The organism is uncultured Endozoicomonas sp. (assembly GCF_947495845.1).
In the GTDB taxonomy this organism is placed as follows: domain Bacteria; phylum Pseudomonadota; class Gammaproteobacteria; order Pseudomonadales; family Endozoicomonadaceae; genus Endozoicomonas.
This window is the reverse complement of sequence record NZ_CANMAO010000019.1, coordinates 33014-57728: the sequence shown is the minus strand read 5'-3', so window position 1 is coordinate 57728 and position 24715 is coordinate 33014. Positions and strand designations below refer to the sequence as shown.

Sequence of the window (24715 nt, the reverse complement as noted above, 5' to 3'; positions counted from 1 at the left end):
GAGAAATTATTTGAGTAGGTAGATGATAAACATGCGACACTTATTATGCATATCGATTCTTTTAATCCATGTTAATCGATATTGCTGATAGTAAAAGAAACATAAAAAAAACGCCGACCAGAGTCAGCGCATAAATATTGAAATTAAATCAAGGTTCAAGCCATAGCAGGTGTAGCGACTTCACCTTCTTTATCACAATCATCAGCAGCGGCCAGCATTCTTCGCACAATCACGGAAGCGACCAAAGCAACAGCGACCATAGCAACAGCAGCCATGGTCAGCATGCCAAAATAGTCACCATACACAGTCTGCACAAATTGCTGAGTCACTTCCTGACCTTTTTCCATGGCGACGGCACCAGAGATCACTGCGCCAACAATGCCAGACAGCGCCATGGCAATGTAAAACAGAGAAACCGAGAAACCTTCCATACGCTTTGGCGCCACAGACAGAATAAACGCAACCACCAGCGAGCCAACAATGACTTCACCGAACGCCAGGAAGCCGTGAATCACCAGAAATACATTCGGGCTGATCACCACATCTTCACCAATACCTTTTACTGCCATGGTCAACACACCGAAGGCTGCAGCAGCAAGAATGAAGGAAATAGACGTCTTTGTCGCAGTACTCCAGCTGATGCCACGTTTTTCCATGCTGGTAAAAATCGCTGTAATCGCAGGGCCAGCCACAATACACCACAGCGGGTTCAGAGCCATGGATGCTTCCGGTGCCAGAGGAATAAAGCCCAACAGTTCGCCACGCATGGTATTGATAGTCACCATGGTCATAGACGTCATCATCTGGCCATAGTAAACAAAGAAGGCAGTGGTCAGAACACCCATAATTAGGATAGTGCCCATGCGTAATGCTTCTGAGCGGGTTGCCTTAAACATCTGGGCAAAGAAGTACAGAACCGCAGAAGCCGCGATGGCGTAAACCACATACTGCCCGGTCTCCATATCGGAAAACATGAAGAACACCATACCCAGCATGGCGATTGTCAGTGCAATGAACATGGCCATTTGCTTAAACGGCACGGGGTCCTTATCGATATTCTCACCCACTTCAACCAGTGGTTTATTGAACACGAACAGTACACCAACAGCCAGCGCAGCCATCACAGCAGACAGCGCAAAACCACCTGTGAATCCAATACCCAGAACAAACATTGGGTACAGATACTGCCCCAACAACGCACCAATGTTGTTAACGGAATAGTTAATTGGGTAGCAGTTTTCAAAATCTTCCTGAGACTGGAAGGTGCGCTTATAAAGGCTCGGGTATGAAGGAGACATCAAGCCACGAGCATAACTGGCAAGCGCAATGCCCACAAGAGAAAGCGGCACACTTTTAATGGATGCACCAAACACTAACAGTGCATAGCCCAGGGTGAAGCTGATATAGGAAAACGTCAGCGCACGTTTGGAGCCAAGGAACTTATCAACGATAAAACCACCGGCAATCGCAAACAACGGACCAATAGACGAGAAGGCACCAACAATCATCATGGTGTCTGCTTCATTGTATTGCAGATCTTCCAGGAAAAAACGAGTCAGGATGACCATAACGCCGTAAAAGGAGAGGCCAAACATCATCTGACAAAACATCATGGATTTATTCAGTCTATTCCACATTTATAGATGGACTCCTTAGTGTTATTGGGCATAAATCAATCAGGTTGGAATGCCTATATCCTATTGGAATAGTTGGTTTTTTATAGGCGGGAATTCACCTAATAGGAAGGAATAAACCGTCAGTTTTCAGTAGTCGCATAAGGGCTTGTAAGCACAAACATCTACTTGCCGGGTATTCGCCACAGCATACCTGTGAAGACATCTGACCATTGTAGTTAAATTCACAGTCAACATACTCGCCATCCTGACCGTTAACTTTTATAGTGATAATTCAAATAATAAAAATATCAGGTTCAGTCCCATGTCGAATGCAGTCGAACACCCTAAAAAGACAGAAGGCTTTAACAGTTTCGCCGAGTTTTACCCCTTTTACCTGAGAGAGCACAGCAACCGTATCTGCCGAGGCCTGCATTATGTCGGCAGCACTCTCGGCCTTTGCATTGCAGGTTATGCACTACTTACTGGTGAATATATTTTCCTGTTACCAGCCATCATTTGTGGTTACCTCTTCGCATGGATTGGCCACTTCTTTTTTGAACACAATCGGCCAGCGACGTTTAAACACCCTCTCTACAGCTTTCTGGGTGATTGGGTAATGCTGAAAGATTTTCTGATGGGGCGATTTCGTAGAAAATAACTATCCCAGTCTCTGTGGAACCATTGTCTATCCAATAAGTCCTTTTGGATAGCTCCCTACACGCACTTATCTCTCGTCCGGCGAAGGGTGTATTCGGTAATCCCTTCGTTGACCATGAGAATCATTTTCAGTTCAATGCACTGTTAGTACGAAAGAACTTCTTAAAATAGAAAAGGCAGCACCCATTGAAACTACTTTGGAAACTCAGGTTTATCCTGCGGGACTATTGGCAGCAGTATCTGTTGGCATTTATTTGCCTGCAGATTGTCTCCGCCCTGAACCTGTTGCCACCCTGGCTGATTGGTCTTGTCATTGACGGAATAAAAGACAATAGCCTTACAAATCATCAGCTGACCCTCTATGTTGCCGGCATTGTGGTGTCCGGCATTGCGGTTTATGGCTTTCGCTATGTTTGGCGTGCCAAGCTGTACGGCGCTTCCATAGAACTGATCCGTAATCAGCGCAGCCGACTGTTTGCCCACTTCACACAACTGTCTCCAGAGTTTTATCAACAACACACCACTGGCGATCTGATGGCTCACGCCACCAATGATATGAATGCCGTGGAAGAAAGTGTTGGCGTTGGCATCATGACGCTGATTGATTCTCTCATCGCCGGCTTTACCGTGCTGTTTGCCATGGTTTTTCTGGTCAGCGGTAAACTAACACTGCTGTCTATGCTGCCATTTCCTATTTTGGTCTGGCTGACCAAACGCTATGGTGTGGCACTTTATGCACGCTTTGGTAAAGCTCAGGCTGCCTTTTCTAACCTGAACGAAGAAACCCGGGAATCCATCACTGGCATTCGCGCCGTCAAAGCGCATCAGCTAACCACACGACAGACACAACGTTTTGAACAGCTTTCTGCTGAAGCGGTGGAAGCCAATGCCAGCGTTGCAAAAGTAGACTCTCTCTTTGGCCCCAGCGTCAGCCTCTTTTTTGGCCTTTCTTTTGTACTCGCATTGATGGGTGGCGCGTGGTTAATCAGCCATGATCAGTTAACAGTGGGTTTGCTGACCAGCTTTACCCTTTACCTCAGCCAAATGCTTGGCCCGATGTTGCAATTTGGCTGGCAGTTCAGCGTCTTCCAAAGAGGCAGTGCCTCCTGGGGTCGCCTTGAGAAACTGTTATCCCGTGAACCTAAAATACAGAATGCTGACGATGCAATAGACGTCTCTGGCGATACAACTATTTCTATTGATATCCAATCTTTCGGATATGAAAAAGAAGCGGTACTTCAAGACATCGCCTTAGATATCCCGATGGGGTCATTCATCGGAATAACTGGCCGCACCGGCAGCGGTAAAAGCTCACTGTTGAGACTGATACTGCGTGAGTTTGATCTCTCGGCAGGTTCTGTCATTAAAATGGGTGGCACCTCTTTGCCACAGCTGACCATAGCCTCATTACGCAAACAACTGGCCTGGGTTCCTCAAGAGCCCATGCTGTTCTCAGGCACCATTACTGACAACATCCGCTTCTCATCCCCTGAAGCCAGTTTTGATCTTGTAGAGAAAGCCGCCAGACTCGCGGCTATCCATGATGAAATCATTGGTTTTAAAGACGGCTACGACACACTACTGGGCGAGCATGGCATCAACCTGTCTGGCGGACAAAAACAGCGCCTGGCACTGGCTCGGGCATTACTGACGGATGCACCTGTGTTATTGCTTGATGACTCCTTCAGTGCATTGGACATGAAAACCGAATCCATCATTTTGAAAAACCTGATGGCTATCAGGAAAGAAGGGAAAGGTCAGAAAACCATTATTCTGGTCACTCAACGTCTACCAGAACTGATTACTGCCGACCATATTCTGGTGCTGGATCAAGGGCGCATTATCGAACAAGGCAACCATGATCAGCTGATGAGTGACACCATGGTCGGCGAGCAATGGTATGCAAAGATTTTCCGACAACAGGCCAGAACGCTACTGCAACCGCTGGATATTCAGCCGTCGGCCACTAAACACCAACCTGATGTTGCCTGAGGATTACTACGTTGTTAGCACAAGATCGCAAGAAAACATCAGGCTACCGCGGGCTGTTACAGCTAGTTCAGTATGCCCGACCTTATCAATGGCAGTTTCTGGGCGCCTTTCTGATACTGCTATTGGCCACCAGCCTGGAGATGCTCTCTCCATGGATCATGAAAATCATTCTGGATGAGCACATTGCCCCGGGTGTGAACGACGACGTTATGGGACTTGCCATGATGGGCTCGGCCCTGCTGGGTACTTATCTTGGTGCGTCCATTCTCCAGTACATTCAGAATGTGCAGTTTCAAAACAGTGCGCTGAAAGTTATACACGACATCCGACGAATGGTGTTCGCTCACACCCTTAAGCTCCCTATGCGTTATTTTGACAGTGAGCCGACGGGGCGATTGGTGTCTCGCATTACCAATGATTCTGAAGTATTACGCCAGATGTTTGTGGGCGTTATTCCTTCTATTCTTCAGGCCTTCTTCCGGGTGGTTGGCATTTTTATCGCCATGTCCCTGCTGGATGTTCGACTGATGTTGATGACGGCATCACTGATTCCGGTGCTGCTGCTGTCTATCCATCTCTATCAAAAGATTAGCCACCCTGTGGTGCACGGTGTTAGAAGTCAGCTGGCGAACATCAACACCCGGCTTAATGAGTCCCTGAACGGCATTCGTATTGTGCAGGCCATGGGTCAGGAAGCCTGGCTACAGAACCAGTTTGATAAAGACAATAAAGAGTGGAGCGATCTTAAGCGTAAGAACATCAACATTGATAGCGTACTGCTCATGCCGCTCACCAACTTGCTGGGTGGTATTGCCCTTGCCGTGGTGGTGGGTTGGTTTGGTTATCAGTCTGGTTTCTCTGTGGTTGAAATCGGTACGTTGTACGCATTCATCAACTACCTGAATCGCTTCTTTGAACCTTTCAAACAGATCACTATGCAGATGAGCAGTCTGCAACAATCTCTGGTGGCCTCTGAAAGACTGTTTCAGGTGTTAAATGAAGAAACTGAGTCTAACCAGCACCAACCTTCTGAGGCCGTGAAAATCAACAACGGCAAGCTGGAATTCAAGAACGTATCATTGTCGTATGATTCCAAAAATCAGGCGCTGGATAATGTCAGTTTTACTGTTGAGCCCGGGCAGTTTATTGCCATTGTTGGCCATAGCGGCAGCGGTAAAAGCTCGGTGATTAATTTGCTGATGCGCTTTTATCAACATCAGCAAGGTGAGATTCTGATTGATAACCAATCTCTGACCAATCTCTCGGAAGACGAGTTGCGTCAGGGGCTCGGCCTGGTATTTCAGGAGCCCTATATTTTCAGCGGCACCATGGCTGAGAATATCAGCCTGAATCATCAGCAGATCACTCATGATGATGTATTGGTCGCAGCCAGAAAGGTTCATGCTGACCGCTTTATCAGCAACCTGAGTGATGGCTACGAGCATAAACCAGGCCCTGGCGGTAAAGCCCTCTCTACTGGAGAAAGGCAGCTTCTGTCGTTCGCAAGAACCATTGCGCAGAACCCAAAAATACTGTTACTGGATGAAGCCACCGCCAACATCGATGGTGAAACTGAGCATCATATTAAGGAAGCGCTGATTACTTTGCGGGAAAACAGAACGACGATTGCTGTCGCCCATCGCCTTTCGACAATTCAGGATGCTGATCAGATTCTGGTGATGGATAAGGGTCAAATCGTGCAGCGCGGAACCCACGAAGCGCTGCTTGGACAGGATGGACAGTACCGAAATCTGTATCTGGCACAGCAGGCAGAAGATCAGCTGGGCACTCACCTTGAGGAAGACCCGCTTCCCGTAGTTGCCTGAACTCAGTCATTAAGGGAGCTTGATTGCTCCCTTTTTTTCGAACAAAACATACAGACACAAAAAAACCCAACTCAATGAGATGGGCTTTTCGTATATGGCGCACTCGGAAGGATTCGAACCTTCGACCGCTCGGTTCGTAGCCGAGTACTCTATCCAGCTGAGCTACGAGTGCGTAATCCGTTGAAAACACTCAACTAAGTGCTTAATCGGAGAAGGAATAATACTCCTATTTTCTACCGTGTCAACATTCCAGAGTATTGACCGGGTTTTGGTCGGGTATTGGCGTATCGGCTTATGATTTTCTGCGTATGCACAACATGCAACAGCCCCCGGAGAGTCGTTGGTTACTTTCCACACGACAGCCAATTTATCCCCTACACTCTACTGACTTGGAGTCAAAAGAATCGCGCATGTTACTGCTTTTCATTTCTATTCCTAAGCCTCCCAGCAATTTATTCCTCCCATCATTGAAAGGAGGCCAACTATGGCTCACCTCTTCAAACGTACTCTTCTATCTTCTGCTCTATGCCTCTATGGAGCAACGGCGTACAGTCACCCAGCCTCCACGACCCCACACCAGCTCCCTGAAAAGAATGCAGCCACTACCCAACTGTCTGTTCGCTCGAAAATCTATCAGAACCAACAAGATAAAGTGTTTGTTGATGGTGTTGGCAGAGAAATCAGCCTGCGCGGCTTTAACGTCTCAGGCAAAGTAAAACACGCAGAGTTTGGCTTTCAGCCCTTTGCCAATACCTCCGATGCCAAAACCAGTTTTAACAAACTAGTTAATAACACTGGCGTTAACATGGTGCGCTATACCGTCGCCTGGGAAGGTATTCATACGGCACCGGACACCATTGATTATGGTTATCTGGATAACGCCATTGCGTACATGAAAGAAGCCATTCACAACGGACTATATGTACTGGTGGATTATCATTCCGACCTTTTCAGTCGCCACACCTTTACCTCTGAATCAAAAGATACTGGTAACGGCGCTCCTGAATGGGCAGTGAGCGCCATCAATGGTAAAGACGACTGCGGCTTCCCATGCTTGCTGACCTGGTCTGCACATAAACAGTCGGACAGCGCCGTTCGTAATGCCATGAAATCATTCTGGAATGATCATTGGGTAATGGACACAAACTTAGAGCCGGCAGAGTTATTCCTCCCTGCCAATAATAAATGCGCAGAAACAGAACATGGCAACACCGGGGACTCAACCACTGTCGTCACATCCCCCTGCAACCAGCAACCCCATCAACATTGGCTTTATCAGCAGGACGGTACACTGCGCTTGGCTAAAAACAACAACCAATGTCTGGATGTAGCCGGCGCACGGACCTCAAACAATACCGACATACAAATCTACCACTGCAATGGCACCAATGCGCAACGGTTTGTTATTGATCACCATGGTCGTCTTCATAGTGCCATTGACTTCAACAAATGCGTTATCGATAACACCGGAAACCTGAAGCTGTGGGAGTGCTCTCTGGACAACACTGGCCAACAGTTTGAATTGCGAACCCCATCGACCAAACGAAATCTGGCCGCCAATTTAACCTACATTCAATCTGCCTTTGTGTGGCAGATTGGTCAGGTCGCAAAATACATTAAAGACAATATGAGCGATGATGAATTTGCTCACATCCTCGGGTTTGAACCACTCAATGAGCCCTTCGATGGAGGCTTAGGTCAAATGTCGTATAAGGACTTTGATAACCACCTGCTGTGGCCTTTTTATGAAATGGTGCGCTCAGAGCTAAATAAGCAGGGCATAAACGACAAACCCGTGTATGCAGAGCCCATGGTTTTCTGGAGCTCCATTGTTGGCTTCCCGGCACCAGCCACCGGCGGGCACTACCTGAATTACCAACCCGGAGATGGCTTTGTGTTCACCCCGCACTTTTATGATCAAGGACGCATGGGAATATTCGATAGCTCTATTGCACGAAATGGCGCCTACTTTGACAATTTGGATCAGATTCGGGATGAAAGCCGCTTCCTGAACCTTGCGGTGCTGACATCGGAGTTTGGCATGTGGCTTTCAGGCTATGGTAAAGATGACACTGAGCGTGTGGTTAATGGTACCTACCAAGCCATGGAGTCTTCCGATCGCAGCCATGGTAAAGACCGCTTTGTAGACTTCTACACCCCGTTGGTTAGCGGTGTACAATGGCAATGGGATATCTATTACAACAATCACCATGAATACCAAAACGGTAATCCAAATAAACTGATTACCGATAAAGATGCCTGGAACGGAGAGAACTTCTCTGTCATTCGTGATTTTGGTGAGCACTATAATGTTCAGCCAACGCTTGTTGAGCGTGCGTATCCAAGAGCCGTGCAAGGTGAGCTGATGCATTTTGCTTACGAAGGGCTGGTTCCTGATGAGGCAGGTGCCATTCTGGCTTACCACGGCATTCGGGAAAACCTTCCAAACCAGCATTCCAGCCGTGAATTTCTGCGCAACCATAAGTTTGCGTTTCTGGCCTGGAAAGGTCGTAAGAGTGATGCGCCCACGGAGATTTACATTCCCCGCCATTTTAACACCCAAGATCTCGTCGTGATTACTGATCATGGTGTGTTCAGCCATTTGCCCATTAATGCTCCGCTGAGCCAAACCAGTAATGAAGTGGTTATTATCAATGATCCTCAGGCGTCAAACGACAGCGGTCATGTTGCAGCCATCTGGGAAGACGCTGATAGCGATGAATATCATTATGCGTTGATTATTGACGGCGATTCAGGTTTATCGGACAAAGATTATCTCGAGCTTCACGAGGCATTGACCAATACTGTCAATAGCGAAAGAAGCCCGATTTATCTGACTAACGATATGACGCACAGTGGTTATCCTGCTGATGCAGGTCGGTAAGATAGGTGTGGAAATCAGGCAGTCTGCTTTTCAGCGATTGCCTGATTACCTTTTCTTCAAAAAAACGCCTGCTTTAAATTAAAATCTGAGCCAGCACATAACCAATACTGCACGCAGAACTCACGCCAATAAGACCAGGCATCATAAAACTGTGGTTAAAATAATACTTACCGATTCGGGTTGTGCCTGTATTGTCAAAGTTGCAAGTCGCAATATCTGATGGGTAATTAGGAATAAAAAAGTAACCGTAGACAGAAGGCATAATGGCAATCAACAGCTGTGGAGACAATCCAAGCCCTAAAGCGACTGGCAGCATCATCCGCGCCGTAGCTGCCTGACTATTCACCACAACAGACACAATAAACATGGCGAACGCGATGGTCCAAGGGTGCGCCGTTACCATGTCTTTGATGGATACCTGAAACACCGGCATGGCATGTTGGAAATAGGTATCACTCATCCAGGCAATACCAAAAATAGCAATGGCAGCCACCAGACCGGATTTAAACACCACACCTTCTGGCACTTTCTTCACATCCGTTTTGGTCAGAAGTAAAATAATACCGCCGAAGGCCAGCATGACCATCTGAATAATCACACTCATTTTAATGGTCTTTTCCCCAATCGTTCTCAGCTCAGGAACCATGGCAACCAACACAATACTGGCAAGGCCGGCCAGAAACAGATACACAGAATGCCTGGCGGCTATTGGCAACTTTTCATCAAGACTGGTGGACGTGGTTTCTTCTATTTTTTTGCGCTGTACCGGGTCGGCCATTCGTCTTTGATATTCAGGGTCATCCTTTAGCTCAACGCCACGGCGCATACTGTACATAGAAAGAATAACCGTCCCTGCCAAAGTAGACGGCACAGTCACACCAAGAATACTTAACAACGAAATCGACGTATTGATATCCCCAAGCTGCGCAAGAAAGTAGACAACAGCGGCAGACAATGGACTGGCGGTAATCGCCAACTGTGAAGCGACGGACGCTGCGGCCATAGGTCGCTCCGGGCGGATGCCATTTTTCAAGGCAACATCACCAATGATAGGCATCACAGAATACACAGAATGACCGGTGCCCAGCATAAACGTCATGATATAGGTAACCAAAGGCCCAAGCAGGGTAACTTGCCTGGGATTTTTACGAAGTACTTTTTCAGCCACCTGTAACATGTATTTCAAACCACCCGCTGCTTCGAGAATAGAAGCACAGGTGACTACCGCCAATATGATCAACATCACCGTCACCGGCGGCGAGGTAGGTTGCATTCGGAAAATAAACACTTCGATAACCAGACCAATGCCCGATACGACACCCAGGCCGATGCCGCCTTTTCGACTGCCGATATAGAGCATGAACAGCAAGAACAGAAACTGTAGAACAAGCATTGGATTCTCCCGAGCGTATTATTATCGAAGTTGTTTATATTTTGCTCGCCTCGGGACCAATCTTTTTTGACGCGTGTCAACCTATTGTCAATGCCTGCTCAAACTCTGTACTGCCAAGGATTGGTCTATGATGAGCACGTCACCAGTAATAATGGGCAGTTGACTTATGAAATCCCTCCTTAGAATTTTAGCCTGCACGAGCTCGCTAGCGCTTGCCTGCTTAGCACATTCCGATCCTGTAGACTTAACACCCGAAAATCTGAGACACGGAATCGATATTGTTGTTTCCGGAAAAGTGAACCAGATCGAAGACTTTTTTGCGTACCCTGAAGAGTCCTACAACGACGCTGGTAAATTAAAAACCTATTATGCTTACCGGCTCAAAACAGGCGTTTTATCAAACCATCTGATCTTTTACTCAAAAGTCGAACGACAAGCGTTTGATGAGGTAACCATCATCGGACGGTTAACAGTGCATTTATCAGGAAGCGACACCAAGGGAAACGGCATACTTAAACTACTCGAGGACTGAGCCTGCTTACCCTGGTAATATCAGCTCATAAAAAAAAGCCCTGCTTTGTTCAAGCAGGGCTTTTTAATATGGCGCACTCGGAAGGATTCGAACCTTCGACCGCTCGGTTCGTAGCCGAGTACTCTATCCAGCTGAGCTACGAGTGCGTTGTTCTTTTTCTCTGCCTTTCGGCAAAGTTTCAACATTTTTAACAATGGCGGTGAGGGAGGGATTCGAACCCTCGGTACGGGTTAACGTACACACACTTTCCAGGCGTGCTCCTTCAGCCACTCGGACACCTCACCGTATATCCAAAGCCTTTCAGCCCTGAACAGGTGGCGTACTTTATATCAGCTTTTGCCCAAAGGCAAAGGGAAAAGTACCTAGGAGGCTGACCGAGAATAGCGCCCGTAGCGAGGATGGTAGAAAATTGAGGATAAAAACTCTGTTTTGTGAAGTGAATAGTGGTGCTATTTGCTGAACAGAACAGATTTTTTAGACCAATTTACTGCCACCACAGTAGGGCAACCTATTCTCGGTCAGGCTCCTAGAAACCGAAAATTTATTCCAATCGGTCAAGGCCGAAGTTTTTACGGAGAATTTTCTCCAACAAAGTGGTGGGAACCAGGGCTTTGAGCAGCGGGAAAGCAAAACTACCGTACGCTAATCGCACGATATTCAGCCTGCGCCCCGATTCCAGTTTATCCACTAAATCGGAGCAAAACTGTTCTGCTGGTGTCGGGTTGTCCTGAGAAGCCATTGCTCTGGCCTGAACCTGCCGCTCGATGGGCACATAAATGCTATCTGGCTTCATTACTGTATCCAGCACCTGACTGGCCGTATCACCAAATTTGGATCGAACACCGCCGGGTTGAACCGTCACAACCCGCACGCCAAAAGGCTTCAGCTCCATTCTTAATACATCCGAAAGCGCATTAATGGCGGCTTTCGATGCACAGTAACTGCCAGAAAATGGCGTGCAGAGCACACCGGAGACACTGCCAATATTGACAATGGTGCCTTGCCGGCGCTGGCACATTTTTGGAGCGATAGAGCGTACCAGCGTCATGGGAGCAAAGACGTTGGTTGAAAATTGTCTTTCCAGTTCGTTTCCCGGTAAGTCGATCAGTGGCCCCATACTGCCGTAGCCGGCATTGTTCACCAAAATATCGAGATGGCCATCCGTTTGATAAATGTGCTCTATTGCCTTCTGCACCTGTTCTTTGTCGGTAACATCGAGGGCAAGTGTTTCCATGCCTTTGGTGGATAGGTCTTCTAAGGTTTTTATATTACGAGCCGTTGCCCACACGCGGTATCCGCGCTGATGAAACTCAAGCGCTAATGACCGCCCAATGCCGGAAGAGCATCCGGTGATCAACACATTTTTAGAATTATTAGACGTTGATGACATGGTATTCCTCCAGCCGCTATTACGTTGGAGGAATACGTTAGGTGATTTAACTGGGAATGTCTTTAACAGGCTTAATGTTTATCCTGAAGTAACTTCCACATTTCAATTACCGTTTTCCGTTGTCCGTTTTCCGAGAAAGCTGGAGCCACCCGCGCTTTTGCGGATCACGGACTACGGATAGCGGTCTCAACAATGCTTCAAGGCCTCAGTAAATGTGATTCTTATTTCGGGGCGATTCCTTAGTTATACGCACCAGCAGAATAGGTCAGTTCATAACTGTGGCTGTATATCTCGAGAATGTTGCCAAACGGATCTTCCATATAAATCATGCGATATGGCTTTTCACCCGGATAATAGAAGCGGGGTTTTGCCATCCGTTTTTTACCACCAGCGGCAACAATTTTCTCTGCCAGCCCTTCAACATCCGGATCTTGAACACAGAAGTGAAAGATGCCGGTTTTCCAATATTCGAAATTGTTTTCAGGGTTTTCCTGACCTTTAAACTCAAAAATCTCCACGCCAATTTTATCGCCTGTCGATAAATGCGCGATACGAAAATGATCCCAACCGGCACCAAACACATCGGTGCACATCTCACCGATGGCGCTGTCGTCTTCTGTAATGGTTGTGGGTGGCATAATCAGATACCAGCCCAGTACTTCGGTGTAGAATTTAACGGCCTTTTCCAGATCCGGCACAGAAATACCGATGTGTGAAAAAGTTCTTGGGTATACTTGGTCTGTCATTGTCTTGTACCTCGTAAACAGTAGAATCAGTTTAGAAGCTGATGACGAGTACAGAAAATTATCGTTTGTGATGCAGTTGATAACCGTTTTTTATAGACATCCCGTTATGGTCAATCCTCTCTGGTTAAGAACATTTGTCACCCTTGTCGAGCAGAAGCACTTTACTCGAGCGGCGGCATTGCTGCATATGACTCAACCCGGCGTCAGCCAACACATTCGTAAACTTGAAACGTATTATCAGTCGCCGTTGATCAACCGGTTTGAAAAGCACTTTGAGCTAACACTGGAAGGCGAAAAACTGTTGCAGTTTGCCCGCGACTTTTTGTCTCAAGAGCAGCAGTTTAAAGAAACTTTAGGAGAAGACAGCCCATTTGAAGGCATTTGTCGTTTGAGTAGCCCGGGAGCGCTGGCGATGCGCCTTTATCCACAGTTGTGCGACATTCAAAAACAGCATCCGGCCTTGATCATCCATTTTGAAGTGGCGCCTAATCACCGAATTATCAGTGAGCTGATTAATAACACCGTTGATATCGGCTTAATTACTCATCAGGTGGATACACCGGAGTTAATCACTACAGCTATGGAGCAAGAGTCGCTCTGCCTTGTAGTGCCATCAGCAATAAAGAAAGTCGCTTTTGATGAGCTTTGCCATCTGGGCGTCATTATTCATCCAGACGCACATCATCATATTCCTGCGGTGCTGAAAGCCAACTTCCCAGAGTTTCAGCATCTCTCTGAGTTTCAGGTAAAAGGGGCGATTAACCAGATTAATCTGATTCTGGAGCCGGTGGCAGCTGGGCACGGTTTCACAGTTATTCCAGAATCTATGGTCAGGGCGTTCCACAACAAGGCCGGTATCCATATCGTGCCACTATCGATACCGGTTTACGAAACCATCTACCTTGCACATAAACGACACCGGGCACCTGCCAGCCGCTACGATTATATTCTTAGTCAGTTATTCCCGCAGCAATTCAGCAGTTTGAACAGTTGATGGCTTTTTAATGACATTCCACCGGGAAATCACCAGCGCTGTCAGGATCAACACACAACCGAGCACCTTTTGCTCAGTCAGGATTTCCCCGAGCCAGATCACGCTCATAACCGCTGTCCATACCGGTTCAAGTATCATCAACAATGCAGCATGGCTTGGTTCAGAGTGCTTAAGCGCCCATGTATAAAGAAAGTAACGAAGGCTCGTTGACAGCACCACGGCAGCCACGACCCACCACCAGAATTCCGGTGCAATGGCGACAGGCCAACTTTCAACGGAGTATGATATTCCGGCGCTAATCACACCCGGAACCAGTAGCATCATAAACGTGGTGACCATGGCTGGAATATCACGGGAAAAGCGGCTGGTGTAGATAAAGTGCAGGGCAAAAAACAGGGTTGCGGTCAGATACAATAGCTGTGCCATTTCAAACTGCCAACTGCCTTTTATGGCCAGCAGAGCAATACCACCGACAGCAAAAGGCAGCGCGTACAGTGTCAGCCGATCGATTTTAGTACCAAACAGCAGCCGTATCAGAAATGGCACCATAATCAAGGAGAGGCTCATGATAAAAGCGCCTTCCCCAAGTTGGGTGGAATTATCCACAGCCTGAATCCAGAAATACATGGCGCAGGTTTGCAGTAGTCCAACCACGAGACAGGTTAATAACTGACTACTGGAGAGCTTGAAAAGCTGAGAAATCGCAAATGGAAAGATAATTACCGCTGCACCAATATAACGGATAGCGATGTAGCCCATGGGCGGCATACCGCCAATAGCGAATTTTGAGAACAACCAGCCCGTCGCAGCCAGTATACCGACAAAGAGAAGTACAAAATCCGCTTTCAGGGATAAATTGGGGGTAGACTGCATGTGGTATTTGCCAGCACGGTGGTTTCAGTTTCAACAAAGCATACTGAAATCATCGATACCGGCACAGTGGGGATAAATACGCTATTTCACCCGCCCGCCTAAGGGTTACCGTCTTCTGATCGGTAGTTTTCTTCAGAAAAAGTGGAGGTTGCCTCAGGGTATTCCTGCTCTAATCTGGCGAGTTCATCTTCCAGAGCTGGCAGTTCGGTGTTCAGCATTTCCAGGCGGGTTTCGATCTCTGCAAAATCCGGTAGTTCATTGATTGTTTCTTCAGGCTTAGATTCCTGAGGCAGAGACTCTGACGCTTCCTGCAGATCTTGATCTACCGCTACAGGCTCTGGTTCACTCGTACCTTTGGACAATTTACTTTCTACGTCGACTACCGGTTCGTCGATAGTCTCTTCTACTGCTTCGGCTTCGGCTTCCTCAGCCTTTGCCATATCAGCTTCTGAAGTCGGTGCCACCTTGTCTTCTTGCAGATCTGGTGCAGCAGCCTCAACGGAAGACGTTTCAGGTTGTTCAGCTTCTGCTTCCACCTTTAACAAAGCGTCTATTTCACCGGTGCCAAGATCCGCTGTTTCCAATGTTTTTGCGGGTAACTCTTTTTTCACTCGAACACCCAGGGCGAGGAATTGATCCGCCTGAGCAATCAAATTCCCACGACCGTGTTTCAACGTGCTCATGGCTTCATCGTAGGTAGTACGGGCATTGCCCAGTTGAGAGTCCAGTTTCTCCATTTTTTCAACGAAGATACGCAACTTGTCGTACACCTGACGACCTTTATCCGCCAGCTTACGGGCATTGGCATTTTGTCGTTCAATGGTCCAAAGATTGGCAACGGTTCTCAAGGTCGCCAACAATGTGGTGGGTGTCACCACAACAATACGTTTTTCAAATGCTTCGTTAAATAGCTGCTGATCGTACTGGAAAGCTGAGATAAACGCCGGCTCAATGGGCATGAACATAAAGACAAAATCGGGCGTTTTGATTTCTGGCAGGCTCGGGTAGTCTTTCTGGTTCAGGCTATTGATATGGTTACGAATGCTTTGAATGTGGCGCGCCATGGCTGCGTCACGGTCTTTGTCGCTCTCCGCATTCACATAAGCCATGTAATCCACCAGCGACACCTTGGAATCGATAATCAGGTGCTTTCCTTCCGGCAGGCGAACGATGAAGTCCGGGCGCTTATTTTGCCCCTCGTCATCTTTGAAATTCGGTTCCCGTTCGTATTCCTGCCCTTTCACCAAACCACTGCTTTCCAGAATGGTTTCAACCTGCATTTCACCCCAGTTACCCTGCAGCTTTTTATCGCCCTTCAAGGCTTTGGCAAGGTTCTGAGCTTCATCGGTCATTTGGCGATTGAGCTGGTGCATGGTTTCCAGCTGCTGTTTCAACGCTGCACGGCCTGCGCTGTCTTCTTTATGAGCGGCTTCCACTTTATTACGGAAGTCGCCGAGCTGTTCTTTGAACGGTGTCAGCAACGCGCTGAGTTGTTGTTGATGCTGATCGGAGAATACTTTGCCTCTGGCCTCAAAAATTTCATGAGCCAGGTGTTTGAATTCCTGCTTCAGGGCTTCTTTGTTTTCCTGCAGTTGCATCAACGCCTTCTGATTTTGCGCCTGCTGTTCTTCCAGGCGGGTTTCCAGCTCACGCACCCGTTGCTCTGCCTGATTTCGCTCTGCCCTTTCCTGAGACAATTCTTTCGAACGCTCCTGAAGGTCACGGCTTTTTTCAGCTTCCCGTTTGCGCTCGCTGATCAGAATCGCTTCAAGGCGACCGGCTTTCAGTTGGTGCTGATTAACCTGTTCATTCAAATTTGTCGTTTCGCTAAGACGCTTTGACTGGCTTTCATCCAGCGCCGCTTGCAGTGAAATATTTTGATCGGACAACTGAGACACCTGAACCTGCAGGCTCTCGTTATCACGATGCATGTGTGTATGTTCACTTTGCTGGCTCTGACGACACACCACCCAAGCCACGGCAAAGGACAATAATGAGGATGCAGCCACTGCAACAAGAGCAGTAAACGTCATGTAGAACTCTCTCTGGGAAGTTGACCAAACAGTTATACCTGAAACTAAGACAGATTCCCTGAGAAAAAAGTTCAGGTCAACTGCAGAAAATTCTGCAATTAACCTGCCAGGAAGGGGTTATACCAATTCTGTTTTTAAATTATGGGCTGCGCAGCTATTTTGACCGGCTGGATCTGCGTTGAAGTTCCTCGCCATAGCTACGGCTATGACTCGTCTCTTCGCCTTGACCAGTCGCCCAAAATAACTTGCTCGTTCCACAATTTAAAAACGCCATTGGTATTACAGCTGGAAGAAAGGCTGAAGGAGGCGGGGAACCAAGCCTTTAAACCGCAAAGGCGCATCGGTAGCAATGAGGCAAATACAGCCTTCATGGGTGTCTGCCACCGGTTGGTGGGTGACGTCCGGATCAACGTCCGCCACGTCGCCCGCTCGAAAACGGCCCAGTTCATCGCTGTAGGAACCTTTTAGCACCAGCGTAAGTTCGGAGCCCGAGTGCCCATGCGCAGGCATGAACGTGCCGGGAGCAATGTTGAGCAGCCTGAGTTTTCCGTCGGAAGCGGGCAATATGAATTGCTTCAAGCCCGGTGCCACCCGGCTCCATTTCAAATCGGCAAACCATTGGCCAATCAACGGGCGAAGTTGAGTAGGGATATCACCTTCTTTCTGTGGCGTTTCAATCACAACTTGCGGTGGCTCAATGGCATGATCATCCAACATGGCCAGCATGTTATCTCTGGCATTTCTGGACATGTCATCAGCAGACACTTCCTTTAGCAATGCCATGCCAATATTCTCAGCTTCCGTCACCGTATGACGGCAATGTTCACATGACTCAAGATGACAGGCGACGACCATGGCCAACGCATCGGAAAGACTGCCGGCACCATAATTAAGCAATGTGCTCAGGTCCGGGTGGTGGTTGCAGCTCATGATTCACCTCCCATGCGAAACCGCAATTTATCAAATGCCAGGCGCAAACCTGACTTCACGCTGCCAATGGGCATACCCATGTCGTCAGCAATTTCCCTGTGGGTTTTTCCTTCGTAATAGACTTTATAAACCAGCTGAGCCTGCTGCAATGGCAGGGAATCCAGCGCACTTTTGATTTTTCCGGAATCACAAACATCCATATTTGGGGTGTAGCCAGTTTCCGGATACACACTTAATGGCGATAACAAATCTGGCTTTTCTTTACGCAGACGATCAATCCAAAGGTTTCTGGCAATCCTGAACAACCAGGTGGATGCCGTGGCCTTCTCCGGATCATAGCTGGCCGCTTTTTTCCAGACGGTGAGCATGGTTTCCTGCACCAACTCCTCTGCCAGCTCAGCAGAGGCACCTTTCTTTACAAGAAAGCTTTTGATGCGGGGAGAAAAGTAATCGTACAACTGCATAAACAATAATTTATCTTGATGCTTCGCAAGATCCACAAGCATCTGCCTGAAGTCCTGCGTCTGACTTACCTGATCAGATTCTAAATCCATAGAGTTATCAACAAGCCTGAGATGTACCATAGTTTTTATATTTTCTTTGATGTTACAGGATATACGTAGAAGGTTGGAAAAGGGATCTTTTTTGATAACCAGATCACTAAACCTAATTACCTAGTGCTAGGAAGCGTTAATACCCATACCGTTCGCACTGAGCGGAGTCGAAGTGTGGTGCTTTAATCCTTCGACTCCGCTCAGGATGAACGGGGATGGATGCCTTAAAACGCTTGGCTGCACTAGATAGAAGCGAACCTTTTAAGAGCACTCGTCTTTTCGAAAAGTAAAACCATAAATCAATCACTTATGATCCAATCTGTTTTTTCTTTCGTAATGCCACAAAACAGAATTGGCATAACCAATAACAAGGAGCTTTTTGTGTCCGAGAAAGGAATGAACATCGCCGTTGTCGGCTCCGGAATCAGTGGTCTTTCCTGCGCCTGGCTTCTTTCAAAGCAACATCGGGTAACACTGTTCGAGAAAGATGATCGCTTTGGTGGTCACAGTCACACTGTCACTGTAGGGGCTGAAAATCCCGTGCCGGTGGATACCGGCTTTATTGTCTTTAATGAAAGAACCTATCCGAACCTGACCGCTTTTTTTAAGCATCTTCAAATACCTTATGTACCCACCGAGATGTCTTTTGGCGTTTCTCTGGGCAACGGTTCTACGGAATACGCCGGCACAGATCTCAATGGCCTTTTTGCCCAGAAAAAGAACCTGATCAAACCCGGCTTCTGGTTGATGATCGCAGATATTCTGCGCTTTTACCGTAACAGCGGACAATGGCTTGAAACCATTGATGCCAATCTAACGTTGGGGCAACTGCTTCATCGCGAACGCTTTAGTCAGCGCTTTATCCAAGATCATTTGATTCCCATGGGCGCGGCCATCTGGTCGACGCCGGCGGACAAAATGCTGGATTATCCAGCATTAGCCTTTCTCCGTTTCTGCATGAATCACGGCCTGTTGCAGCTGAGTGATCGCCCTCAATGGCAAACCGTTCAGGGCGGCAGCCGTGAATACGTTCAAACCATCATTAAAGAGCTGGGTGAAGATGCATTAACCAATCGATGTATCCGCAAAATCAAACGCTATTCCAATGAAGTTCGCCTTACCGATATCAAAGGTAAAGAGTGGATTTTCGATCATGTCGTTATGGCTTCCCATGCAGATACAACTCTGGAGCTGTTGTCAGACCCGGACGAATTAGAGCAACACCTGCTCGGCGGTTTTTCTTTCCAACGCAACAAAGCCCTGCTACACAGCGATGAAAAGCTGATGCCGGTTTCCAAAAACGCCTGGGCGAGCTGGAATTACCTCAGTTCTCCCAAGGATGCTGACGGCGATACCGGACCATCGGTCACCTATTGGATGAACCGTTTGCAGCATTTAGAAGGACAAAATCTGTTCGTCACACTCAACCCTGCCAAAGAACCAGATACCGATAAAATTCATGGTTGCTATCTTTATGACCACCCGGTTTTTAATCTGGAAGCTCTTGAAGCCCAGCGCCGGATATGGGAACTTCAAGGTAGAAACCGCACATGGTATTGCGGCGCCTGGATGGGTTACGGCTTTCACGAAGACGGCCTTCAGTCCGGTCTTGCCGTTGCCGAAAGTCTGGGCGGCATTCGTCGTCCGTGGCAGGTGAAAGGGGAAAATGACCGATTGCATATTCCTGGCTTTTTACATCAGAGCTCTGAAGTTCAACCAGCTCAACCGGCTTAACAGGAGCTCTGATCATGCACTCTTCTGTCTATACCGGTGAGCTGATGCATAACCGGTTAAAGCCAAAGAAGCACCGATTCTCATATCGTGTGGCTTCCTGGCTAATTGACCTGAATGAACTGGATGAATTGGCTGACTCCCAGCGATTCTTTTCCAGAAATCGGTTTAATGCTGTCTCTTTTTATGATGGTGATTATGGCGATGGTTCTGACCTTCCACTGAAAACACAAGTCAGTCGGCTATTACAACAGCATGGCATTGACTCGCCCGACACGGTCAGGTTGCTCTGCTATCCCCGAATTATGGGTTATACCTTTAACCCACTGGCTGTTTACTTTTGCTACAGTAACGAACAACTGACGGCTATTGTTTATGAAGTCAGCAACACCTTTAAAGAACGTCATGCCTACGTTGCTTCTGTGGATAATAAAGCGCAGAGCAACCTATCTAATGAACTAAACCAGCAATTTGCCGTACGTCACCGTGCCGATAAACAACTGCATGTTTCTCCCTTTTTCCCCATGAACTGCTATTACCACTTTCGGGTAAAACCACCCGGCGAGAAGGTTGCTCTGGGTATTACGCTAAACAACGACGCAGGAAAGCTATTCACTGCCGTTTTTACCGGTTTACATCACCGCATCAGCGACCGTTTCATCGTAAAACAAATGCTGCTTTTACCAATGCAGACCATCAAAGTAGTGGCTGCCATTCATTGGGAAGCATTGCGTTTATGGATTAAAGGCATATCCATTTTTAAACATAACCCAAGGGGTTACTTTTTTAGCCACACCAGAGCTACTAATAGCCGCGCAATCAATAGCCGAGCACCCAATAGCCGAGCAATAGAAGAGAGGAAACTATGAATCCGACGAGCTCTACTAATATCACCAACACACAACGCCCGGCATTTCGATCTGCTTTCTCCTGGCTGGAAAACAAACTCAGCAAGGCGGGCATTTCACAGATTTCGATTCAATTCGATGGTCGTACATCCTTTGAGATTGGCGAACGCAAATCTGGCATCCCTCTGCCAACGCTTCACATTCATCAACCCATGAGCTTAATCCGCCAAAGCAGCAATGGTTTATTGGGTTGGGCAGAGGCTTACTTAAACGGAGACTGGAGCACCCCGGATCTAAAAGCATTAACAGACTGGGCCATGCACAATGAACAGCCGCTTGAACAACTATTGTCGTCCAGCCTTTTCAGCCGTTTATTTAACCGACTTCTGCACAAGCTGCGCCGCAACAGTAAAGCGGGCAGCCGTCGCAATATTGCTGCGCACTATGATCTGGGGAATGACTTCTATCGCCAGTGGCTCGATGACTCAATGACCTATTCCAGCGCACTATACCTTGATAAAGATGACTCACTGGAAACCGCCCAACATAATAAATACAACCAGATTCTTAATTGGCTGCAGCTCAAAGATGATCAATCCGTGTTAGAGATTGGCTGCGGCTGGGGTGGCTTTGCCCAGTCTATTGGGGAACGACATCGTGGATATCATGGCCATTATCAGGGCGTTACCCTCTCCACAGAACAACTTGCCTACGCTCAAGAGGCTTCAAGCCACCCATCACAACATTTCAGCCTGACGGATTACCGGGATATTGAAGGTCAGTTTGATCATATCGTTTCCATTGAAATGATCGAGGCGGTGGGCGAAGAACACTGGCCAATCTACTTCAACAAACTCTACAACAGCCTCAAACCCGGTGGCACTGCAGTTATTCAGGCCATTCTGATTGACGACAGTCGGTTCGAGGAATACCGCAGTGGTGTGGATTTTATTCAGCGTTATATTTTCCCCGGCGGTATGTTGCCGACGGACAGCATCATTGAACAACAAAGTGCTAATGCCGGCCTGCAGATTATGGATCGATTGTCGTTTGGTCAGGATTATGGCCGTACTCTGGATGAGTGGAAACAACGCTTTCTGGCAGCCTGGCCATCCATTGAGCCTTTGGGATTTGACGAGCGCTTTAAACGAATGTGGGAGTTTTATCTGGCGTATTGTGAAACCGGCTTCCAGTTTAAAAGCATCGACGTCTGTCTGTACAAACTGACTCGTCCACTGGAGGAGGCTGGTTTATGAAGCTGATCAAATATTTCACAAAAGCGTTTTTATTGTTTTCTTTTATTGGACTTTTAACAGGATGCACCACTGTGGACATAGAAGATTTTGCAGGAAGCGAACCCCCACTGCTCATTGAAGATTACTTTGAAGGTGAAACCGTTGCATGGGGCATGTTTCAAGATCGTTTTGGCAATGTGAAAACACGCTTTAAAGTATTGATGAATGGCGAGATCAGCAACAATAAACTCACCCTGAACGAAGAATTTATTTACTCCGACGGCACGACCTCTGACCGCATTTGGGAAATTGATATTCTCGGTGATGGCCGCTACGAAGGTCGGGCTGGAGATATTGTCGGCAAAGCCATTGGCCGTGGCGCTGGCAATGCTTTTAATTTTAAATACAAATTACGCCTGCCTATTGATGGTCGAGAATGGGTAGTTACCTTAGATGACTGGATGTATCTACAAGACGACGGTGTACTGATCAACATTGCCACCATGAGCAAGTGGGGAATTAAACTTGGCACATTGACAGTGTCATTCGAAAAACAATAACGGGCGCTGGAATTTATTTATGACACAAGACCATAAAACCAAGCCGGTTGTCGTATGGATTACCGGCGCCAGTCAGGGAATTGGAGAAGCACTGGCGCTTGCCATGGCAAAACAGGGAATGACGGTGCTGGCCAGTGCCCGAAATCATGAGCACCTTGCTAATCTGGTGGATAAATCAAAGAATCTGCCCGGTCAGATCCTTGCCTATCCGCTGGACATTACCGATCAAAGTGTGGTCAACGGAATCGTTGAAAAAATGATGGAAGATCATGGTCGCATTGATCAGGCCATTTTGAATGCAGGAACCTACATTCCGATCCCAGCTGAAAGCTTCAATAGCCACGATGTACGACAACAGGTTGAGTTGAACATCATGGGCACCAGCTATTGTATCGAAGCGCTGCTGCCGGACATGATACAGAGAGGCCAAGGTCTAATCGCTATTAACGCGTCTCTAGCCGGTTATCGTGGTCTACCTAAAGCAGCAGGTTATGGCGCAACGAAAGCAGCGTTAATCAATATGGCTGAATCACTGCACTCAGAACTTTCTGATCATGGCATCCATTTCAAAGTGATCAACCCCGGTTTTGTAAAAACGCCTCTAACGGATAAAAACACATTCCCAATGCCCTTCCTTATAGACTCTGATGAAGCAGCCAGCATTATCATCAAAGGCTTGGCAAGCAAGCGATTTGAAATTCGATTCCCGCGAATCTTTGCTGCCATTATGGGCACTCTCAGACACCTGCCTTACGCACTGTACTTCCCTATCGCCCGGAAAGTGCGCTAACGCTTGTGCCACTTTATGAAGCTGGACACTGGCAATCAAACCCCATAGACTCTCTGCCGTTGGTTGGGGTGCTTTACGATGCGTCGAAAAGCTGAGAAAAACCCATAGAACCTGAACCAGATAATGCTGGCGTAGGAAACCAACGGGCTTTTACTGCCTGAGAGCAAATGGATTTAGGTGCTCGTTTAACAAGTACAAGATCCATCAATATTTGCTCAACCGAAAACGTGGCAATCTGAAACCCGCTGAAATCCCGCCAGCTCGGACACATAATGGAGTTCCGGGCGTATGCCTTCTACACCCATCGCGTTAACCATCGCCGGTTCTGACAGTGGCGGCGGCGCCGGTATTCAGGCTGACCTGAAAGCCTTTTCAGCCCTTGGTGCCTATGGCTGTTCCGTAATTACTGCACTGACTGCCCAGAATACCCTGGGGGTACAGGGTATCTTTGACGTCACGCCTGCCTTTGTACGACAACAGTTAGATTCTGTATTGTCCGACTTACCCGTGTCGGCGGTCAAAGTTGGCATGCTCAGCCAACCTGAAGTGATTGATGCGGTTGCCCAGGCGATCACTGATTACTCCATTCAGCATCTTGTCGTTGACCCCGTTATGGTAGCCACCAGCGGCGACGTGCTGCTGCAGGAAAGCGCTATCGCTACCCTGAAAAGCAAGTTGATTCCCAAAGCCAGTCTCATTACTCCTAACCTGCCGGAAGCTGCTGTTTTATTAAACTGCCCACGACCTGAATCTATCGATGACATGAAGGCCATGGTCGAGCCTTTAATGAAGCTGGGCGCCAGTGCCGTATTGTTGAAAGGCGGACACTTGATTGGCAGCGAAGGCAAAGCCATTGATCTGTTCCACGATGGCAAAGAGCTTCATGCGCTTGAATCTGCATGGATTTATACCCGCAACACCCACGGCACTGGATGCACATTGTCGTCTGCTATCACCGCATTACTGGCGAAAGGCTTTTCTCTGACAGATGCCGTTTATAAAGGTAAAGAATATATTTCTGAAGCCATTGCCCATGCGAACCAGTTGCACATAGCTGGAAAGCCAGAAGAAGGCCATGGTCCGGTTCATCATTTTTACCGTACCTGGCAAAACAGTTAAGGAAACCCCGGC

20 protein-coding genes, 3 tRNA genes and 1 riboswitch are annotated in these 24715 nt (G+C 47.7%); of the genes, 12 read left to right on the top strand and 11 right to left on the bottom strand.

All coding sequences use genetic code 11. The features are described from left to right. Positions 1-155: 155 nt before the first annotated feature. Positions 156-1637, bottom strand: coding sequence for an MFS transporter (locus Q1B11_RS13355; protein WP_299733506.1), 1482 nt, complete (start codon positions 1635-1637; stop codon positions 156-158). 301 nt (positions 1638-1938) lie between these two features. Here Q1B11_RS13355 and Q1B11_RS13350 point away from each other — a divergent pair, with 301 nt between their 5' ends. The 3 genes from Q1B11_RS13350 (at position 1939) to Q1B11_RS13340 (ending at position 6091) form a co-directional block, all read left to right on the top strand. After that, a complete protein-coding gene (locus Q1B11_RS13350) occupies positions 1939-2274 on the top strand; it encodes a DUF962 domain-containing protein (protein WP_299733504.1) in 336 nt (111 codons plus the stop codon). A gap of 185 nt (positions 2275-2459) precedes the next feature. Further along, positions 2460-4265 (top strand): ABC transporter transmembrane domain-containing protein, encoded by a 1806-nt coding sequence (locus Q1B11_RS13345; protein ID WP_299733501.1) that lies wholly within the window; start codon positions 2460-2462, stop codon positions 4263-4265. Between the two features lie 11 nt (positions 4266-4276). Next, a complete protein-coding gene (locus tag Q1B11_RS13340) occupies positions 4277-6091 on the top strand; it encodes an ABC transporter ATP-binding protein (RefSeq protein ID WP_299733499.1) in 1815 nt (604 codons plus the stop codon). A gap of 95 nt (positions 6092-6186) precedes the next feature. Here Q1B11_RS13340 and Q1B11_RS13335 read toward each other — a convergent pair. Beyond that, positions 6187-6263, bottom strand: a tRNA-Arg gene (locus Q1B11_RS13335). Between the two features lie 312 nt (positions 6264-6575). Between Q1B11_RS13335 and Q1B11_RS13330 the strand changes: the two genes are divergently transcribed. Continuing rightward, positions 6576-8975, top strand: coding sequence for a ricin-type beta-trefoil lectin domain protein (locus Q1B11_RS13330; RefSeq protein WP_299733497.1), 2400 nt, complete (start codon positions 6576-6578; stop codon positions 8973-8975). A 73-nt stretch (positions 8976-9048) separates the two neighbouring features. On the opposite strand, the gene Q1B11_RS13325 is transcribed toward Q1B11_RS13330, so the two are convergent. Next, a complete protein-coding gene (locus Q1B11_RS13325) occupies positions 9049-10368 on the bottom strand; it encodes an anaerobic C4-dicarboxylate transporter (protein WP_299733495.1) in 1320 nt (439 codons plus the stop codon). Between the two features lie 166 nt (positions 10369-10534). Between Q1B11_RS13325 and Q1B11_RS13320 the strand changes: the two genes are divergently transcribed. Next, positions 10535-10900 carry a hypothetical protein gene (locus Q1B11_RS13320; protein WP_299733493.1) on the top strand — a complete coding sequence of 122 codons (366 nt, stop codon included), beginning with the start codon at positions 10535-10537 and terminating at the stop codon, positions 10898-10900. Between the two features lie 69 nt (positions 10901-10969). Here Q1B11_RS13320 and Q1B11_RS13315 read toward each other — a convergent pair. From Q1B11_RS13315 to Q1B11_RS13300, 4 genes are all read right to left on the bottom strand, one after another. After that, positions 10970-11046 (bottom strand) — tRNA-Arg (locus tag Q1B11_RS13315). Positions 11047-11094: 48 nt separating this feature from the next. Then, a tRNA-Ser gene (locus Q1B11_RS13310) sits at positions 11095-11184 on the bottom strand. Between the two features lie 257 nt (positions 11185-11441). Then, on the bottom strand, positions 11442-12290 hold the full coding sequence (locus tag Q1B11_RS13305) for an SDR family oxidoreductase (protein ID WP_299733491.1): 849 nt from the start codon (positions 12288-12290) through the stop codon (positions 11442-11444). Between the two features lie 239 nt (positions 12291-12529). After that, on the bottom strand, positions 12530-13036 hold the full coding sequence (locus Q1B11_RS13300) for a lactoylglutathione lyase family protein (protein ID WP_299733489.1): 507 nt from the start codon (positions 13034-13036) through the stop codon (positions 12530-12532). Positions 13037-13142: 106 nt separating this feature from the next. Between Q1B11_RS13300 and Q1B11_RS13295 the strand changes: the two genes are divergently transcribed. After that, complete coding sequence (locus Q1B11_RS13295; RefSeq protein ID WP_299733487.1) at positions 13143-14030, top strand: LysR family transcriptional regulator; 888 nt, start codon at positions 13143-13145, stop codon at positions 14028-14030. Here the strand turns inward: Q1B11_RS13295 and Q1B11_RS13290 are convergent. The 4 genes from Q1B11_RS13290 to Q1B11_RS13275 form a co-directional block, all read right to left on the bottom strand. After that, positions 13995-14903, bottom strand: a complete 909-nt coding sequence (locus Q1B11_RS13290) for a DMT family transporter (RefSeq protein WP_299733485.1) — start codon at positions 14901-14903, stop codon at positions 13995-13997. The two genes, Q1B11_RS13295 and Q1B11_RS13290, sit on opposite strands and share 36 nt — an antisense overlap. Positions 14904-15001: 98 nt before the next feature. Beyond that, complete coding sequence (rmuC, locus tag Q1B11_RS13285) at positions 15002-16936, bottom strand: DNA recombination protein RmuC (RefSeq protein WP_299733483.1); 1935 nt, start codon at positions 16934-16936, stop codon at positions 15002-15004. Positions 16937-17215: 279 nt separating this feature from the next. Continuing rightward, entirely contained in the window at positions 17216-17866 is a 651-nt protein-coding gene (locus tag Q1B11_RS13280; protein WP_299733481.1) for a ChrR family anti-sigma-E factor, read from the bottom strand. Further along, positions 17863-18420 carry a sigma-70 family RNA polymerase sigma factor gene (locus Q1B11_RS13275; RefSeq protein WP_299733479.1) on the bottom strand — a complete coding sequence of 186 codons (558 nt, stop codon included), beginning with the start codon at positions 18418-18420 and terminating at the stop codon, positions 17863-17865. Before Q1B11_RS13275 ends, Q1B11_RS13280 begins: the two co-directional genes overlap by 4 nt. Positions 18421-18801: 381 nt before the next feature. Here Q1B11_RS13275 and Q1B11_RS13270 point away from each other — a divergent pair, with 381 nt between their 5' ends. From Q1B11_RS13270 to thiD, 6 genes are all read left to right on the top strand, one after another. Continuing rightward, a complete protein-coding gene (locus tag Q1B11_RS13270; protein WP_299733477.1) occupies positions 18802-20154 on the top strand; it encodes an FAD-dependent oxidoreductase in 1353 nt (450 codons plus the stop codon). A 14-nt stretch (positions 20155-20168) separates the two neighbouring features. After that, positions 20169-21020, top strand: a complete 852-nt coding sequence (locus Q1B11_RS13265; RefSeq protein ID WP_299733475.1) for a DUF1365 domain-containing protein — start codon at positions 20169-20171, stop codon at positions 21018-21020. Then, positions 21017-22255, top strand: a complete 1239-nt coding sequence (locus tag Q1B11_RS13260) for a cyclopropane-fatty-acyl-phospholipid synthase family protein (protein ID WP_299733473.1) — start codon at positions 21017-21019, stop codon at positions 22253-22255. The genes Q1B11_RS13265 and Q1B11_RS13260 overlap by 4 nt, the downstream gene beginning before the upstream one ends. Further along, on the top strand, positions 22252-22794 hold the full coding sequence (locus tag Q1B11_RS13255) for a DUF3833 domain-containing protein (RefSeq protein ID WP_299733471.1): 543 nt from the start codon (positions 22252-22254) through the stop codon (positions 22792-22794). Before Q1B11_RS13260 ends, Q1B11_RS13255 begins: the two co-directional genes overlap by 4 nt. Before the next feature lie 19 nt (positions 22795-22813). Further along, positions 22814-23584, top strand: coding sequence for an SDR family NAD(P)-dependent oxidoreductase (locus tag Q1B11_RS13250; RefSeq protein ID WP_299733470.1), 771 nt, complete (start codon positions 22814-22816; stop codon positions 23582-23584). A gap of 54 nt (positions 23585-23638) precedes the next feature. Then, a riboswitch (TPP riboswitch) is annotated at positions 23639-23739 on the top strand. A gap of 133 nt (positions 23740-23872) precedes the next feature. Beyond that, complete coding sequence (thiD, locus tag Q1B11_RS13245) at positions 23873-24703, top strand: bifunctional hydroxymethylpyrimidine kinase/phosphomethylpyrimidine kinase (RefSeq protein WP_299733468.1); 831 nt, start codon at positions 23873-23875, stop codon at positions 24701-24703. The last annotated feature ends 12 nt before the right edge of the window (positions 24704-24715 follow it).